Origin of the sequence: Micromonospora sp. NPDC051543, from assembly GCF_044454415.1 — a bacterium.
In the GTDB taxonomy this organism is placed as follows: Bacteria; Actinomycetota; Actinomycetes; order Mycobacteriales; family Micromonosporaceae; genus Micromonospora.
On the sequence record NZ_JBITDT010000010.1, the window covers coordinates 307,683 to 324,785 of the forward strand.

Genomic DNA, 17,103 nt, shown 5'->3' on the forward strand with positions numbered 1-17,103 from the left:
CTAACACCCACTTTCCGTACGAGCAAGTAGTTGCCTGATCGGCCAGCGCGCCATCGAGCGGACCGGTGCGCGACCCGCCCGACAGCGGCGTGGGACTCACTCCGGGAGCTGGTAGAGGCGGTAGCGGGTGACCGTTTCGAAGCCGATCTTTCGGTACATCGGCTCGCCCTCACTGCTCGCCTGGAGGGTGGCGATCCGCCGCCCGGACTCCCGGGTGATACGCAGCGCCTCGCGGGTGAGGGCGCTCGCGATGCCCTTGCGCTGGTGGTCGGGGTGGGTGGCGATGCAGTACAGGGCGCCGACGTCGGTGCCGAGCGACAGGGTGCACGTGCTCACGGTGCGGCCGTCCACGATGCCGGCGAGACGGATCACGTCCGGGTAGGCGAAGGACAGTTCCCGGTCGGCGACGAGGCCGGGGTCGCCGGGGACGCCGAGCGGCCCGACGTACGCCTCGACGTACTCGCACATCTCGGCCGGCGTGGCGGCGACCTGGATCCGCAGGTCGCCGGTGCCCTCGACCTCGGGCAGCGTGGTCACGTCCATTGCCATGACGGGCATGTCGGAGATCTGCGTCGCACCGCGCGCGAGCAGGCCCTCGGCGGTGCCCTCGTCGCTGTCCGCACCTACCCACCAGCCCCAGACCGAGCCGGTCAGGTGCTTCCTCGCCTCCGTGATCGCGTCGTCGAGCTGCCGCCCGCGCACGCGCATGACCCCGTTGAACAGCGGGTGGGGGATGTCGGCGCGATAGATCGGCAGGTCGGTGTCGGGCTGGGCGCCGGCCCAACCGCACCAGTACGTGCGGTTCGCGGCGAGCTGTGGTTCCAGGTCGTGGATGGAGTACGTCGTCATACCCTCAGGACAAGGTTCGGCGGGGGAAAGTTCGATTCCGCGGTGGATTCTCTAGAACCGGGGTGGCCGTGGGGTGTGCAGAAGGCGCACCTCGCGCACCAGGCCCTCTTTCTCCCTCAACAACCAGGTCCCCCCGGGCGGGCAGTGGTACGGATCCTCCGGCGGGTTGATGAAGGCGTTCTCCCAGATCGTGACGCCGGACCCGGCGAGCACTCCGGTGACCCTGGCAGCGACGCCGGACTCGTAGTCCTGCCGCATGACGGCGAAGACCGGTTCCCGACCGATCGTCCGGATGCCACTCGGCCACCAGAAGGTCATGTCCTCGGCCCAGCGGGCGGTCACCTTGTTCAGCCTGGCGCCGTCCGGCACCGCCGACAGGATGGTCGCCGCCTCCTGCTGTCGTTCGGCGCGCAGCGCCACGGTCCCGCCGTGCCGCTCGTCGTGCACACGGGGGAGGACCTCGGCCAACTGCCGGCGTGCCTCGCTCAGGCGACTACGGACAGTGCCGACCGGCGTACCGCAGAGGTCGGCGATCTGCTCGTACGAGTTGTTACTGGTGAAGTACCGCAGCAACGCCACCGTCTGCGCGGCCGGCGACAACTGCTGGATCGCGTGCCAGACCCAGTCCCGCACGGCGCTGCGTTCGATGCTCGCGACCGGGTCGTCCAGCTCCGAGGCGAGCAGATTCTCGCCGGCCACCCCGACCGGAACGGGGACGCGGGCGCGGAGCATCGTTCGGCAGTTGTTGCGCACGATGGCGTGTAGCCAGGACCGCGCGGCACCGGGGTCGCGCAGCTCACCGATGCGGCTGAACGCCGTGATCGCCGCATCCTGGCAGGCGTCCTCGGCGTCGGGCCGGGAGCCCAACAGGCGGTGCGCCACCGCGAGCATGCCGGGGTAGTGACGGTCGAGAAGCAGCGCGAAGCTGGCCGGATCGCCCTGCTGGGCGCTCCGGACCTGCTCGACCGTGTCGCCGGCCGACACGTGCGCCGAGGTCGAAAGAAGCATCCAGGAACGCTAGCTCGCCGATGGGAGAAATCCATCGAGAGGATCGAACTTTCGTCGTGCCGACGGCGTCTGCTGGACATGGGTTACGAGACAGGACCGCGCCTCGGCAGCGCCGAACCGGTCGATGCGTGCCGCCTTCGACCACGGTGTCGGCTTCCCCGCGCCCGGGATTGTCGGATCCTGCGGCGAACTGTCCGATCCAGTCGTCGTCAAGTAAACCTTCAGTCGGTGGACGCAGCGTGATCAACGTGACGGACGATGTCGGCTCCGGTCAAACAGAGGAATCGGCGTCGCAGGGGGGACCGCGCCTGCAGATCATGGGCCCGCTGCGGGTCTGGCGCGGTGCGGCCGAACTCGACGCGGGTCCGCGCCAGCAGCGCCGTCTCTTGGCGGTCCTGCTGGCCCGGCAGGGGCGTCCCACCACCACCAGCGATCTGATGGATCTCGTCTGGGGTCCAGATTCTCCGGCCAGCGCCGTGAACGTGATCCACAAGTACGTCGCGGCGCTGCGCCGCCTGCTCGAACCCGACCTGCCCGCGCGGGCCGTCGGCTCGTACCTGCTGCGGCACGGCAACGGGTACCTCTTCGTGGCCGGGCCGGAGACGCTCGACCTCGTCGCGTTCCGCCGCGACGTCTCGGCGGCGAGGTCCAGCCTGGCGCAGGACCGCCCGGAGGAGGCGTTGGAGCACTATCTCGACGCGCTGGGGCGCTGCCACGGTTCGTCCGGTGACGGACTTCTGGACAGCGCCGCCGCCGCGGCGGTCTGCGCGGGCATCGACGGCGAGTTCTTCGACGCCGCGACCGCCGCCGCCGCGGTGGCCGTACGGCTGCGTCAACCCGCCCGGGTCCTGACGCCGCTGCGGCTCGCGGCGACGATGGGTGAACTCAACGAGCCGGTCCACGCGAGCCTCGTGACGACCCTCGCCGCAGCGGGCCAGCAGGCGGAGGCGTTGGCCGTGTACGGCGTCATCCGGGCGCGCCTCGACGAGGAGTTGGGCATCGACCCCGGCTACCACCTGCAGGATGCCCATCGGCGGGCCCTCACCCAGACGGCGCTGACGCCCGCCGAGGACGCGGACCACGTGGTGGCCCGGCCGGCACCGCTGGTCCGCCCGGCGCAGCTCCCGCCGGACCCGCCCTTCTTCGTGGGCCGCGAATCCGAACTGCTGATCCTGGGCGACCTGACCACGGGGATGCGGACCGCCGGGCGGACCAGTCCACTGGTCATCGCGATGGACGGCATGGGTGGAGTGGGCACCTCGACGCTCGCCACGCATTTCGCGCACCGGGTGGCCGACGAGTTCGCCGACGGGCAGCTCTACCTCGACCTGCGGGGGCACCTCTGCGCGGACGAGCGCCTGTCGGCCGACGACGCCGTACGCTCGCTGCTGCACATGGTGGGCGTGCCCGCCTCCGACGTACCCGACACGTTCGACGCGCGGATCGGCACGTACCGGAGCATGACGGCCGGTAAGCAAATGCTCTTCCTGCTGGACAACGCCCACGACGCCGCCCAGGTGCGCCCGCTGCTGCCGAACTCGGCAGGGAGTCTCGTCATCGTCACCAGCCGGCGGGCCCTCGTCGGCCTCGCGGCCTTCGACGGCGCGCACCTGCTCCGGGTCGACCCGCCCGACCTGCCGACGGCCCGTCGACTGCTCGAACGTCGTCTCGCCGGCCTGCCAAGCCGGTCGACCGACGACGGGGAGTGGGCCGGCATGGCCGACGAGATCATCGAGCTGTGTGGCCGGCTTCCGCTGGCGCTGGCCATCCTGGCGGCCCGGATCGCCGCTCGTCCGGCGCTGTCGCTCGCCACCATCGCCGCCGAGTTGCGCGACAGCGCCCACCGCCTTGAGGCGTTCGCGGGCAGCCGCGGGCTGATCGATCCTCGGACGGCCTTCTCGTGGTCCTATCGGCAGCTCAGTCCGGAGGCCGCCCGGCTGTTCCGACTGCTGTCGGCCGCCCCGCTGCCCGGTGTCACGGCCGAGGCCTGCGTGAGCCTCGCCGACCGCGACCCGGACACCACGCGTGCCCTGCTCGCCGAGCTCATCGACGCGGCGCTGGTGAGCGAGCACGAGGACGGCAGGCTCACGTCGCACGTGCTGGTGAAGGCGTACGCCGAGGAGCTGTTGGAGGCCGAGGAGCCGGCGGCGGAACGGCAGGCGGCGCTCAGCCGCCTGCTGCAGCACTACCTGCACAGCAGCTACCAGGCGCAGCTCGCGCTGCACCCGAACCGTCCGCCGATCGAGCCGGCGCCGCCGCTGCCCGGTGTCGTCGTCGAGCGGCCGGGCACGCACGACGAGGCGATCGCCTGGTTCGACCGCCAGCGGGAGGTGCTCACGGAGGTGGTGCGCCTCGCCGCCGACGTCGGGTACGGCATCGTGCCGTGGCAGCTCGCCATCTCGATGCAGCAGTACCTGCAGTGGGCCGGACGCTTCCAGGACTGGGAGGACGTCATGCGCAGCGCGCTGCGTGCCGCGCGAGCACGCCACGACGTCGTGGGGGAGGCGCACGTCCTGCGCAGCCTGGCGGGCGCGCGGTACTTTCTCGGCGCCCACGAGGAGGCGCTCGGCCTGCTCGGCGAGGCCGGACCGACCTACCAGGACCGGGGCATGCGTCTGGAACAGGCGTTGGTGCACAACAACTGCCACCAGGTGCTCAGCGTGTTGGGCCGACACGACCTTGCGCTCACGCACAGCACGGAGGCGCTGGCGCTGTTCCGTCTGCTCGGCCACCGGCAGGGCGAGATCTGCAGCCTGCTGCGGATGGGACGGTCGTTGACCGCCCTGGGGCAGGTCGCTGAGTCGATCCAGGTGCTCCGGGAGGCGCTCGACCTCAACGAGCGGGCGGGGCGTGCGCACGAGGAGAGCGCGATTCGCGCCGCCGTCGCGGACAATCTGGTCGAGACCGGCCGTGTCGCCGAGGCGGTGACGGAGCTGGAACTCGCGGCGAGCACGGCGCGGCGCGTGGGGAACCGGCCGTCGCAGTTCGACGCGCTGCGGCAGATGGCCGACGTTCTCATCGCCGTCGGTGACCTGCCCGGTTCCCGGCGGGCGTTCGAACAGGCCCGCACGCTGCTGCGGGAGTTCCCCGACGGGGGTACCGACGGGATGCGAGCCTCGGTCACCCGACTGGCCCAGAAACTGGCGTGACCGGGCGGTTTGTCGTGGCCCGCCCGGGGAAGCCGGATCTCGTTCCGGGCACGAGGTGTCCCGTTGTCGAGGGCTGGCGCCACCGCGCGACCAGCGCGGATGGGAGTACGCGTGAAGGCCGTCGTTTTCCACGGTATCGGTGACATTCGGGTCGACGACGTGCCCGAGCCCCGCATCGAGCAACCCACGGACGCGATCGTCCGGGTCACCACGGCGGCGATCTGCGGCACCGACCTGCACTTCGTCCGTGGCACCATGCCCGGGATGAAGCCGGGCAAGGTGCTCGGCCACGAGGGCGTCGGGGTGGTCGAGGAGGTCGGCTCGCAGATCCACAACTTCCGGCCGGGTGACCGGGTGGTGATCTCGGCGGTGCTGGGCTGCGGGTCCTGCTGGTACTGCCGCCGGGGCCTCTTCGCGCAGTGCGACAACGCCAACCCGCTCGGACCCCGGACCGGTACGGCGTCGCCCGGCTCACCCGAGATGCAGGGTCCGTTCAACGGCTTGCAGGCGGAGTACGCGCGCGTACCCTTCGCCCACACCAACCTGATCTCCCTTGCCGAGAACGTCACCGAGTCACAGGCCATCACGCTGTCCGACATCTACCCGACCGGCTACTTCGGAGCGGTCCTGGCTGATGCCGACGACGGCAAGGTGGTGACGGTCTGGGGTTGCGGTCCGGTGGGTCAGTTCGCCATCCTCTCCGCGTACCAGCGTGGCGCGTCCCGGGTGATCGCGATCGACGGGCACGCCGACCGGCTGGAGCATGCCCGTAGCCGTGGCGCCGAGGTGATCAACTTCAACGAGGTCGACCCGGTCGACGCCATCATGGAGTTGACGAACGGTATCGGGGCCGACTGCGCGATCGACGCCGTCGGAGTGGACAGCGAGAGCGCCAAGTCGGGGCCCGCTGCGGGCAAGGACGCCGAGCGCAACGCCGAGGAGCAGCGCGCGCTCTCGCCGAACCTCGACAGTCAGGGCCAGGATGGGCACTGGAAGCCGGGTGACGCGCCGAGCCAGGCGCAGACCTGGGCGGTCGACAGTCTCGCCAAGGTCGGCACGCTTGGCATCGTGGGCGTCTATCCGCCCGGCGACCGGTACTTCCCGATCGGAATGGCCATGGGACGCAACCTGACCATCCGCGCCGGCAACGGCAACCATCCCCGGTACATCCCCAAGCTGGCGGCCATGGTCGCCTCCGGTCAGGTCCGTCCGGAGGATGTCGTGACCGAGCACGAACCGCTGACCGACGCGGTTGGCGCGTACCGGGAGTTCGACCTGCGCAGCCCCGGCTGGCTGAAGGTGGCCCTGCGCGCCAGCTGAGTTGCTCGGTGTCGACGGCGGCAACACCCGGCCCTGAACCGATTCCGGACCTGTTGCGTGTGAGGGGCGAACGGTTTCCGGACCTCCTGGAAGCCGGGTGACCGCTGGAGATTTCCGATGATGCGCAACCACGTGACACCCCTCATCGCCGCGCTGGCCGTCGGCGCGGTGACGCTCACGGCGTGCGGCCCGAGCCAGGTGCCACCCGGCCCGGCGCGGGCCGCCGACCTGAGCGGCAGCCCGGCGGCATCACCACAGGGCGTCGCCGACCTCGCCCTCACGTCCGGCACCGCGAAGTCCAACAACGCGGCGGAGGGCACCGGTGACTGGGCGGTACCCAACGGCGGGGTGGCGACCGGGGCCGCCCGCGAGTCGGCGCAGCGCTGGGTGCAGATGACCCTGGGCCGGGCGGGCAAGGTCGACCCCGTCGTCGTCAACGGCGCGGGGCTGACCCTGTACCGGTTCGACAAGGACACCAACAACCCGCCGAGGTCGAACTGCGACGGCGACTGCGCCGTCACCTGGCCGCCGGTCACGGTGACGCCGGGCGGCAAGATCTTCGTCGCGGGGGTCAAGGCGGAGGCCGTCGGTACGGTCCGACGCTCGGACGGCAGCCGACAGGTCACCATCGGCGGCTGGCCGGTCTACCGCTTCGCCAAGGACACCAAGCCCGGCGAGACCAAGGGTCAGGGTGTCGGGGGCACCTGGTTCGGCGTGACCCCGACCGGCGGCAAGGCCGGTGTGTCCGGTGGCGAGCAGCCCGGCGCGGACTCGCCGGCTCCGCCGGCCACCAGCGCCGTCTTCTTCGACGACACCAACTTCGGCGACGGCGCTGGCTCACAGGGGATCGCCGGCACCGGCTGCCGGAACCTGAGCCGTCCGGGTGTCTCCTCCTCGGTGGCGGCGCCCGGCTCGCTCAAGCTGTGGGCGGGCCCGGACTGCACCGGCCGTTCGAAGGTGATCAACGGGGACGTCGCGGATCTGGCGACCGTCGACTTCGACAACGCGGTCGTCTCGGTGCGCCTGGGCTGATCCCGGCGGTCCGGCTCGCGCCGGCCCGGCCACTGGCCGGGCCGGCGCGTTGCTGTCTGTCGCCGCTGGTGGTACGCCCTACAGCGGCGCGCTGACGTACACCGTGCCGTCGGTCGTCTCCACCCGGACACTGCCGATCTGGGCCTCGTCGATCAGGGCACTGCCGTCCAGGGTCACGCCCTCGGCGGCCCCGCGCTCCGACACCAGCCAGCTGCCCGCCAGTACCGTGCTGCCGTCCTTGCCGACGACCAGCAGGCGACAACGCTGGCCCTGCGGGATGCCGGACACCGTGGCGTTGAGGCGTACCCAGCCGGGGGCCGGCTGGACGGCGACGGCGAGACGAGCGCCGGTGCGCGGATCGGCGGCGCTGGCGGAGCGGACCGCCCGGTCGGACGGGACGCTCGGGCTCGGCGGCGGCGCGGTGGCGTCCGTCGTCGTGTCGCCCCGGGGAACGAGGAAGGCGCCGCCGAGGACGGCCGAGGCGACGACCGCCGCGGCGACCCCGGTCACGGCGTGACGGCGGTGGCGCTCGTCGGCGGCCTCGCCGCGGATCTGCCGCAGGGTGCGCTGCAACAGCAGGTCGCCGTCCTCCGGCGGGCCGTCGAGCAGCATCACATCGGGTACGTTCTCGAGCGCGTCCGCCCATGTCCGCAGCGATTCGACCTCGGCCCGGCACTGCGCACAACCCGCCAGGTGCTCGTCGGCCCGGCGGGCCGACTCCTCGTCGAGTGCGCCCAGCAGATAACCGCCGACGTCGAAGTGGTCGGAGTGGGGCGATGAGCTGTCGGATGTCATGAGGCAGGCCGTTCCACCCCGGCGCGACGCTCGGCGAGATCGCGGAGGGCTCGGAGTGCGTAGTAGGAGCGGGACTTCACGGTGCCCGGCGGGATCCCGAGGACCTGGGCGGCTTCCGCGACTGTACTCCCGCGCAGGTAGACCTGCTCGAGCACCTGTCGGTGTTCGGTGGAGAGGCGATTGAGGGCGTCCGTCACGACGATCGAGTCGACCACCTGGTCGGCGTGGTCACGCTCGACCGCGGCTTCCGTCGGACCCTCCGGCACCTCGGGTGGTCGCGCGTTCCGGGCGCGGACGGTGTCGGTCACGATGTTGCGGACGACCGTCAACAGCCAACCCCGTACCGAGCCCTTGCCGTTGACCAGACTGTCGGGGTGACGCCACGCGCGCACCAGCGCTTCCTGGACGACGTCCTCCGCGGCAGCGCGGTCGCGGGTCAACTGTGTCGCGTAAGCGAGCATCGCGCGTCCGTGCTCCTCGAATATGGACCGGACCAGTGCCTCGCCTGCCACTTCGCGCCGACGAACAGGTCCTGATCCCGCCATTGCTACCACCCTTTTGCCGACCCTCACGTCTCCGGCGTGCCCGCCGGTTGTCTACGGGTCATCAGGATGCACGTCCTGTTAGTACCGATAGTTGATCAATAGAAGATTTGTCTACTGACCCACGTCGAGACCGATTCGAGACGTCAGGGTCCGTCGATCCTCGTTTGGCGGGCCTGTCCCCGCTGGGCCCGGACGTGCCGTCCATGCCCAGCGGGGGAGTCGTCCGGCCGCTGGACTACGGGGCGAAGGGCCACGGCTCGTCGCTCTGCGGGACGTCCTCGGCGGCGAGGTCGCGTAACGCGTCCGCGAACAACCGCATGGCGCGTGGCCCGCCCGGATTCAGCAGTATGTCGACGCCGTCCGGCAGGAGCGTCAGCAACCCGTCCAGGTCGACCTGTCGCCAGTCGGCCGCGTCGATCCGGGCCTGGTCCACGGCCCCGGACGCGACGAGCACGCACGGAACGCCGTCCGGCGCCGGTGCCACGATGACGCCACCCTCGCCGTCCACCGCCACCTCGACCAAGCTGTCGCGCAGTGCCAGGAGCACCGCCTCGACGCCGGCGCGGCCGCTCGCGACCAGAGCCGCCGTGGCGTCCACCGGGCTGGTGGGTGCCGCCGGGCTCTTTGGTTCGTACAGGGGGTTGGCCGTGAAACGGGCGATGGTGCCGTCGCGTTCCACCAACCAGCCACCGACGATGGCCTCCGCCGGGGGCATGGCCGTCGCGTCCGCCGCTTCGCCGCCGGAGTCCGTCCACTCCTCGTCCAGCAGCAGCATCCAGTTCCGCTCGTTCTCCGCGTCGTCCACGCGCTCGGCCGTCACTTCGTCACGTCCCGCGTCACGCCGGGCTTCATTTCCTTGAAAACGCCCATATTCTCCACCGTCACATTGGCAATACTGTTTCCAGGGCTGGTGAACAGGCCGTCGACGTCGACGCCGCGGCTGGCCTGTACGACCTCCGTCGAGGCAAAGATCTTCCGATTGTTGCCAAGGTCCCGCATCACGTTGGCGAAATCCTGACCGGCGCTACCTGTGGGGTTGGCGAAGTTGCAGGAGAGCAGGGCGATGGAGCCCTTCGGGTTGCCTTCCGCGGCGGCCCGGAACACGTTGTCGAAGTGCACGACCCTGGCGAACTGGGTGCCCGGCACCGACAGCACCTTGCCGTTGTTGAGGGTGACCGCCGCGGAGTGTGGATCACCGTGGGCGATGACGAAGATGGGTGGGCTCTTCAGTCGGCCCCAAGGTGCCAGCTCGAACTGGTCGGTGCTCATCGGAGCCTGCGTGCCGGGGATCCTGCGGACCAGTTTGGCGCCGTCGACGTTCAGTGAACCGCCTTGGGTCCGGCCGAGCGGGACGTTCGCCTCCACCTTCGCCCAGTTGGTGAAGGTGCCGACGTCGTCCGGTTCACTGGGAAAGAGAACGCCAATCTGCTTGCCGTTGTTGTCCTTGAGCGGCACGGATCGGACGTCCGAGGCGTGGAACGTCGTGAGGCGCCCGTTGTCGGTCTGCCCGATGATCAATGTCGGGTCCTTGTCCTGCTTCTTCCTGGCGGCCTTGAGATCACGGTCGAACCGGATGTCCGAGATCTTCTGCCGGATCCCGCCGAATACACCCTTGATCGTCTTGCCGATGCCGATGCGGGTGACGTTCTCGTCGATTCCGCGCCCGACGGTGGTGGCGCTGCCGCCGGTGACCTCCCTGGTGCTGTTCTTGATGCCGTCGGCGACGCTACCGGGTTTGATCTTGCCGGCGAATTTGTTGGCGAACTTGATGACCCGGCTGACGATTCGTCCGCCGGGGACGAGGCCGAGGGCGAGTCCGCCGGCGGCGAGGGCGATCTCGGCGGGGTCGCCGCCGAGGGCTGCGGCGGCGAGGTCGATGGCGCCGGAGAGGAAGCCGATCGCCGAACCGAGGGGTGGGAAGATGAACGAGGCGACCACCGAGAGCACGTCCAGGATGGTGGTGATCCACTCGATGACGGTGCTCTGCAGGAAGTCGATGAACGCGTTGAACGCTTCGACGATCTTGTCCCAGAGGGACCGTTGCGGTGCGTCCTTGGCGAGTTGGTGCAGGGTGTCGGCGGCGGTGCGGGCGGCCTGGTCGCGCAGGGCGGTCGCCTGACCGAGCAGCGACTTCGCGCCGTCGAGTGCCTGCTGGGCGTCGGCGGCCCGGTTCTTGGCGGCGGTGGCGTCGTCGGTGGCCTGTTCCTTGGCGTCCGGAGTGGTCGTGGTGTCGGCGTTCATGACGAGGAGCGCGGCCGCCGCGCTGACGGCCGCCGCCTGGGCGGCGCTCTGGTCCCCGGCCGCCTGTCGGGCCTGGTCCAGGGCGCGCAGCGACATCGTCTGCGCCTCTTCCAGCGAGGGCAGGTATCGCAGGTACGCGTCGGCGGCGCTGGCGTAGGAGTTCGCCATCTGGTCCAGGCGTCCCGGCAGTTTGCCGATCAGGTCGCGGAAGGCGTCCATGGCCTTGCCCTGGCCGACGTCGATCTGGCTGCCGGACGCGAGCAGGTCGTGCGCCTCCTGGGTGGTTCTGGCCAGCTCCTGGTACGCCCTGGTGATCTCCTCGAAGGACTCCGGATCACCCGGCACGGGATCTGAATCGAGCTGCAACACGGACCACTCGGCGTCGCCCGGACGCGTCATGACGAACCTCCCCATCGCATCGTCAGGCCGGCGCCCGAGCCGTCCGCCGGGAGCCGAGTCGCACACGTAGCCGGGGGGAGATTGGTTCACCTGATGAACCGGGCCGGCCGCCGATCCGTGTACGCCGCAGTTGCCGAGACGGTCGGGAGGGTGCGGAGATGAGCGATGCGATGGGCAGGCCGGCGGGGGAGTGGGCGCGATGAGCGAGATCCTCGTTCCTGGCGCCGAGCTGGAACGCGTACACGAACTGCTGCGGCGCACGAAGGAGCTGATGGACAGCGCGTCGGTCCGGTCGATGGGCGCGGTGGTCGACACGCTCGGTCAGCGCGGCCTGGAGGACGCCGCCCGGCACTTCGAGAAGCGGTGGGGCGACGGTCGGCACGTCGTGGGCAAGGACCTGGGGGGCGTACGCGACGCCGCGAAGGCTGTCGCCGACGCGTTCCGGGAGACCGACACCCAGACGGTCAACGCGTTGACCGCGCCGGATCAGCAGGCGGCACAGTGAGCGCCCCGACCCAGGCCCATGCCGCGACGCCGATCCCGACCGGCTTCGAGCTGCGCACTCCGCAGGCGTGGGTCGACTTCCCGGTGGCCGACGAGGCGAGCGAGAACCGGCTGGGCGAGGAGGCGCGGGGCCACGCCCTGACCGGCGGATTCACCGCCGACCAGGCGGGCCGCTTCGCCGAGCAGGTACGCCGGTCGGTACGCCAGGCCCGGCGCGGCGGCGCGGTCCACGCGGCCGGTGTCTTCGAGATGTACGAGGACGGTCCGCTCATCGCCACCGTGGTGGTCGCGGTGGTCACGCCACCGGCCAACGGCGACATCCTCGGCGCGTTGACGGCGGTGGCGCACCCCAACCGGGCCGACGGGACCTGGCGGCGGGTGACCACCGCGGCGATTCCCCGCATCGGCACCGTCGGTCGGGTGTACGGCATCCAGAACGTCGTCCAGGACGGCGTCACGATGCGGTGCGCGGTGATGCACACCGTCGTACCGATGCCGGGATCGGCGGACGTCGTGGTGGTCACCGGGTCGAGCCCGAACCTCGCCGAGGCGGAGGACATCTTCGAGCTCTTCGGCGCGATCACCGAGTCCCTGGCGTTCACGTGGGACGACGACCAGCCGGTGCTGGCCGCGCGGCCGGAGTCGACGGGGGAGATGGCGCCCGACGCCTGAACCCGTACACGACAAGGGGGACACCGCGCGGCGGTGTCCCCCTTGGCCTTACCTCACCTCTCGGCCGCCGCCGCTCCCGGTGGCGTCACCAGTGACCGCAGCGCCACCGGATCGGTTCGGGGGATCTGCACCAGGCGGACGGTGCCGTCGCCCAGGTGCAGCAGCGCCCGACCCAGGCGTCCCCCGCCGAGCTGACCCCGGCTCAGCTTGGTGCCGATCAGTTCGCCGTCACCGAGGCCCTGTGGGCTGAGCAGCGCGCCCTGCCGGTTGCGCCGGGCGTCGACGTGCCAGCCGCCGAAGCCGCCGGACAGGCCGTCGATGGTGCCCGCCATGACCAACCCGAGCCCTCGTTCCGTGCCGCTTCGGGCGATCTCCCCGAGATCGCTGCCCGCGTCGCACTTGAGCAGCAACTCGGCGTCGTCCAGCACGACCACGGCCGGTCCGCTCCTGCGCTCCAGCGCGGCCGTCAGCACGGCGGAGGTGAGGTTCTCGCTCGCGACGAGGTCGAGCACGCCCGGGAGGTCGGCCAGCTCGCGCAGCGGCGATCTGCGGGGTGCCGCCACGACCACCTCGGTCCCCCTGCGCAGCAGGGTGGCGACCATCGTCAGCAGCGCGGTGCTCCGTCCCGAGCGAGGTGGGCCCGCCAGGACCAGGGTCGGGACGACCGTCAGGTCCGGCCCGATCGCGGTGAGCTCGTCGCCGCCCACACCCACCATCGTCCACAGCGGCCCGTCGGGTCGGTTGAGCGTCTCGGTGTCCGCGAGGGTCAGCTCGTCGGGCAGCACGTCGATCCGGAACGGGCGGTCGCCGGACGCGACGTCCGCGTCCCGCTGCCGGGCCGTCTCGGCGATGTCGGCGAGTACGCGCGCCTGCCCCTGACCCGAGGTGTCCCCGCCGAGCAGGGCGATCTGCGCCTCGGCGCCGTCGGACGCCCGGATCGCGCGACCCGCCTCGATCTCGTCCGGCAGTTGCCGGTGGTTGATGCCGACCATGCTGTAGTCGCCGCGTTCGGTCAGGCGCAGCACCAGCTTGTCGTCGGTGGTGGACGAGATCCGGCTGGAGAACATGGCCCGGTCGCCCGCGAGCACCACGTGGATGCCCGCCCCGGCGCCCTCGCGCAGCAGGGTCAGCAGAGCGGCCATGATCGTGCCGTTGTCGTAGTCGGCGAAGGTCTTGTCGAAGACCTCGAACCGGTCCAGGAGCACCAGGATGTGCGGCGGTCGTTCACCCGCGGCGGCGCCCGTCCGGTACTCCACCATGCTCGCCGAGCCGCGGGTGGCGAGCAGCTGCTGGCGCCGGCCCAGTTCCGCGACGAGACGGGCGAACAACCGGCCGAGCCGCTCCGCCTCGGTGCGCTGCACCACCGCCCCGCAGTGCGGCAGACCGTTGAGGGCCAGCAACGCCCCGTTGCCGCAGTCGACGCCGTAGAGGTGGACGTCCGCCGTGGACTGGGCACGGGCGACCGCCCCGGCGATCGTCCGGAGCGTCTGCGATCGGCCGCTGCGCGAGGAGCCGATGACGTGCAGGTGCCCGAGCGTGGCGAGGTCCAGCGCCAGCGGCACCTGGTCCTGCTGGGCGGGAAGGTCCACCAGCCCGTAGGCGACCGCCGGGAGGTGGTAGTCGGTGGCGCGCGCCGGGGGCAACGCGTCGACGGTCAGCGAGGTGGGCAGCGCCGGCAACCAGGGGCTGTGCTGCGGCGGGATGCCCAGTCCTTCGCTGGCGTCCCGGATCGCCGTCACGAGCACCGCGAGGTCGGTCAGTTCGGCCGACGGCGCCGCCTCGCCCGACCGGCGACGTGGCGCGGGGCGACCGAGGTCGGGAAAGGACAGCGGCGCCAACCAGGGGGCCGGGCGGTCGGTGCTGCGCGCGCCGGGGCGGAATCCGCCGACCCGACCCGCCTGGAACGGCACCAGCGACGACTGGGCGAGACGCACGAAGGCGCGACCCGGCGTCGACTTCGAGATGGCGGCCGCGTCCGGGGCGTTCAACACATCCTGGCTCTCGCTGCTGTCGGTGACCCGCAGGGCGATACGCAGGTTGGTGTTGGCCCGGATCTCGGGGGAGACCACGCCGCCCGGTCGCTGGGTCGCCAGCACCAGGTGGATGCCGAGCGACCGGCCGCGCTGGGCGATGTTGACCAGACCGGTCACGAAGTCGGGCAGGTCACGCACCATCGACGCGAACTCGTCGATCACGATGAGCAGGCGCGGCATCGGGACCCGGGACGGCTCGCGGCGCAGCAGCTCCACGTAGTCGTCGATGTCCTTCGCCCCGGCCTCGGCGAGGATGTGTTCGCGTCGGCGCAGCTCCGCCGAGAGCGACGTCAGCGCCCGGCCCACCAGGTGGGTGTCCAGGTCGGTCACCATGCCGACGGTGTGCGGCAGGAGGACGCAGTCCTTGAACGCGCTGCCGCCCTTGTAGTCGACGAGCACGAACGTCATCGCGTCCGGACGGTTGGCCACGGCGAGCGAGGCGACGAGGGTCTGCAGCAGCTCCGACTTGCCGGAGCCGGTGGTGCCGGCCACCAGGCCGTGCGGTCCGTCCCGCTTCAGGTCGAGGGCGAACGGCCCGTCGAGCGACACCCCGAGCACCGCCTCGGTGGTCCGACCACCCGAGGTCCACCGGGCCGTCACCGCGTCCGGCTCCGGCGGCTCCATCCCGAGTACGTCGAGCAGCCGACTCGACCCGGGCAGGGCGCTCTCCTCGTCGGCGCCACCGATGTCCCGCAGCGGCGCCAGCGCCCGCGCCGTCCGGTACAGCCACGCCGGCGACACGACGTCCGGGTGGACGTCGGCGATCGGGGCGGCGAGGGTCTGCGTCACCAGCAGCGAGCCGTCCTCCTGCTGGGCGATGACCGCCTGGCACTCCTCGGGCAGCAGCCGCTCCTCGGCGTCGAGGCAGATGGCGTACACCCCGACCGCCGGTCCTTCGCGCAGGATCTGGGTGACGCCGGGCAGGGACCGGAGTTTGCGGGCGCCGTCGAGCACCACGAGGATGTCCCGGAACGCTCCGTTGCCCCGTTCGCCGGAGCGGGACGAGATGACGCTCACCAGCTCGCCGACCCGGCGGGCCAACGTCTGGGTATCGGTGCCGACCGTCGCGAGGGTGTCCTGACCGTCGCGGGGCCGCAGGTGCGGCAGCCACCCCGCCCAGGCCCAGCCGGTCTCGTCGGCGGTGCCGCAGAGCAGGTAGATCTGCAGGTCCTCCGGGCTGTGCAGGGCACTGGCCTGGGCCATCATCCAGCGGGCCGTCGTCCGTGCGACGGCGTCGCCGGCCACCCCCACGACACCGTGCTTGCGTACCGGCACGGTCGCCGGCACGTCGAGGGCGCTCCACCGGACCTCACGCCGGTTCTCGTCCTGGCTCAGGTCGCGGAGCACCACGTCCGACGGCAGGTCCGCGCTGCCGACCCGCAGCTCCAGGAAGTCCGGATCGGTGCGGCGTCGCTCCCACAGCCGACGCTGCGGGCCGGTGGCGATCAGCCCCATCGACGCGGGGTCGGGAAAGTCGTCCCGGCGGACCGACCGTTCGGCGGCCAACGCCTCCTCGGCCTCCTCGCTGATGCGCGCCCGCTTCTTCTCGTACTCGGCGAGCCGGGAGCGGTAGGTGGCCCGGCCCTGGCGCCGCGCGCCGATCTGACCGGCGATCAGCACCAGCGGCGACAGGATGGCGAAGAGCAGTGTGAGCGGGTTGCGGGTGATGACGAACGCGGCGCCGGAGAGCACGACCGGCGCCAGCACGGTGATCAGCGTGAGCGGCCGTCGCTCCGGAGGCGCCGGCGGCCCGGGAAGCGTGAACTGGGTGGTCCGCGCCGCGGGCAGGAGGCGGGGCGGACGGTTGTAGTCGAGGCCCGTACGGTCCTCCGAGATCTGGAGCGCGGCCTCGTCCCGCAGGGGGCGGCAAAGCTCCAGCAGGGAGGAGCCCGCGGCGAGTTGCGCCCCGGGCGTCCAGATCCGCTCCTGCTCGTCGACCTCCACGCGGTCGAGCAACAAGCCGGACTCCGTCGGACGGAGCCAGCACTCCCCGTCCTCGGTCACCCGCAGTTGGGCGAGCACGGGAGCGAGCGGGTCGTCGTGTACGCGGACGTGGTTGTCGTCGGCGGCGCCGATGGCGTGCTCGCCGATGGCGAGCGGGTACAGGTTGCCGGCGCCGAGACCGCTGACCACCCGGATCTCCAGCGGGCCGGCCACCGGTAGCGGTGACACGGACGTCGGACGATCCAGCTCGACGACGCTGCCCTGCCAGAGCGGGGCGTCGGCGAGCGTCAGCCCTGGGTCCAGGGGAGCGCCGGCGACGAAGATCGTGGGTGCTCGGGTGCCGGGTTCCGGACGGCGCCCCGCCAGCGCCTCGGCGAGCTCCGCGACGGTGGAATCGAGGGCGGCCTCGACCTGGTAGTCGGTTGCGGGGGTGGACTGATCCGTGACGGTGAGCAGCAGGCGCACGGGTATCTCCTGGTCGGACGATCCGTCGGGAACACGGTCGGGGGGGGGGGGGGGGGGGGGGCCCCCCCCCCCCCCCCGCGGGGGGGGGGGGGGGGGGGAGGTGGGGGGGGGGGTGGGGGGGGTGGTGGCGGACGGGGGGGGGCTCGC

Annotated in this window: 12 protein-coding genes; 5 read left to right on the forward strand and 7 right to left on the reverse strand. The window is 71.5% G+C overall.

All coding sequences use genetic code 11. The annotated features are described in order from the left end of the window. Positions 1-96: 96 nt before the first annotated feature. On the reverse strand, positions 97-849 hold the full coding sequence (locus ACIA3K_RS20580; protein ID WP_396802911.1) for a GNAT family N-acetyltransferase: 753 nt from the start codon (positions 847-849) through the stop codon (positions 97-99). Between the two features lie 51 nt (positions 850-900). Beyond that, complete coding sequence (locus ACIA3K_RS20585; protein ID WP_396802912.1) at positions 901-1,857, reverse strand: RNA polymerase sigma factor; 957 nt, start codon at positions 1,855-1,857, stop codon at positions 901-903. Positions 1,858-2,105: 248 nt separating this feature from the next. Between ACIA3K_RS20585 and ACIA3K_RS20590 the strand changes: the two genes are divergently transcribed. From ACIA3K_RS20590 to ACIA3K_RS20600, 3 genes are all read left to right on the forward strand, one after another. Continuing rightward, complete coding sequence (locus tag ACIA3K_RS20590) at positions 2,106-5,006, forward strand: BTAD domain-containing putative transcriptional regulator (protein WP_396802913.1); 2,901 nt, start codon at positions 2,106-2,108, stop codon at positions 5,004-5,006. Between the two features lie 111 nt (positions 5,007-5,117). Continuing rightward, positions 5,118-6,326 carry an alcohol dehydrogenase catalytic domain-containing protein gene (locus ACIA3K_RS20595; RefSeq protein ID WP_396802915.1) on the forward strand — a complete coding sequence of 403 codons (1,209 nt, stop codon included), beginning with the start codon at positions 5,118-5,120 and terminating at the stop codon, positions 6,324-6,326. 120 nt (positions 6,327-6,446) lie between these two features. Then, positions 6,447-7,358: a hypothetical protein gene (locus ACIA3K_RS20600; RefSeq protein WP_396802917.1), complete on the forward strand. Its 912-nt coding sequence runs from the start codon at positions 6,447-6,449 to the stop codon at positions 7,356-7,358. Between the two features lie 78 nt (positions 7,359-7,436). Here ACIA3K_RS20600 and ACIA3K_RS20605 read toward each other — a convergent pair whose 3' ends face one another. From ACIA3K_RS20605 to ACIA3K_RS20620, 4 genes are all read right to left on the reverse strand, one after another. Next, positions 7,437-8,153 (reverse strand): anti-sigma factor family protein, encoded by a 717-nt coding sequence (locus ACIA3K_RS20605; RefSeq protein ID WP_396802918.1) that lies wholly within the window; start codon positions 8,151-8,153, stop codon positions 7,437-7,439. Continuing rightward, positions 8,150-8,698: a sigma-70 family RNA polymerase sigma factor gene (locus ACIA3K_RS20610; protein WP_396802966.1), complete on the reverse strand. Its 549-nt coding sequence runs from the start codon at positions 8,696-8,698 to the stop codon at positions 8,150-8,152. Before ACIA3K_RS20610 ends, ACIA3K_RS20605 begins: the two co-directional genes overlap by 4 nt. A 235-nt stretch (positions 8,699-8,933) precedes the next feature. Further along, on the reverse strand, positions 8,934-9,518 hold the full coding sequence (locus tag ACIA3K_RS20615) for a type VII secretion system-associated protein (RefSeq protein ID WP_396802919.1): 585 nt from the start codon (positions 9,516-9,518) through the stop codon (positions 8,934-8,936). After that, a complete protein-coding gene (locus ACIA3K_RS20620) occupies positions 9,515-11,338 on the reverse strand; it encodes a putative T7SS-secreted protein (protein ID WP_396802920.1) in 1,824 nt (607 codons plus the stop codon). The genes ACIA3K_RS20615 and ACIA3K_RS20620 overlap by 4 nt, the downstream gene beginning before the upstream one ends. Positions 11,339-11,537: 199 nt before the next feature. On the opposite strand from ACIA3K_RS20620, the gene ACIA3K_RS20625 reads away from it, so the two are divergent. Together ACIA3K_RS20625 and ACIA3K_RS20630 are read left to right on the forward strand one after the other, a co-directional pair. Then, positions 11,538-11,843 carry a hypothetical protein gene (locus tag ACIA3K_RS20625; protein ID WP_357120592.1) on the forward strand — a complete coding sequence of 102 codons (306 nt, stop codon included), beginning with the start codon at positions 11,538-11,540 and terminating at the stop codon, positions 11,841-11,843. Continuing rightward, on the forward strand, positions 11,840-12,514 hold the full coding sequence (locus tag ACIA3K_RS20630; RefSeq protein ID WP_396802921.1) for a hypothetical protein: 675 nt from the start codon (positions 11,840-11,842) through the stop codon (positions 12,512-12,514). Before ACIA3K_RS20625 ends, ACIA3K_RS20630 begins: the two co-directional genes overlap by 4 nt. 53 nt (positions 12,515-12,567) lie before the next feature. Here the strand turns inward: ACIA3K_RS20630 and ACIA3K_RS20635 are convergent, their stop codons facing one another. Beyond that, complete coding sequence (locus ACIA3K_RS20635; RefSeq protein WP_396802923.1) at positions 12,568-16,956, reverse strand: FtsK/SpoIIIE domain-containing protein; 4,389 nt, start codon at positions 16,954-16,956, stop codon at positions 12,568-12,570. Between the last annotated feature and the right edge of the window lie 147 nt (positions 16,957-17,103).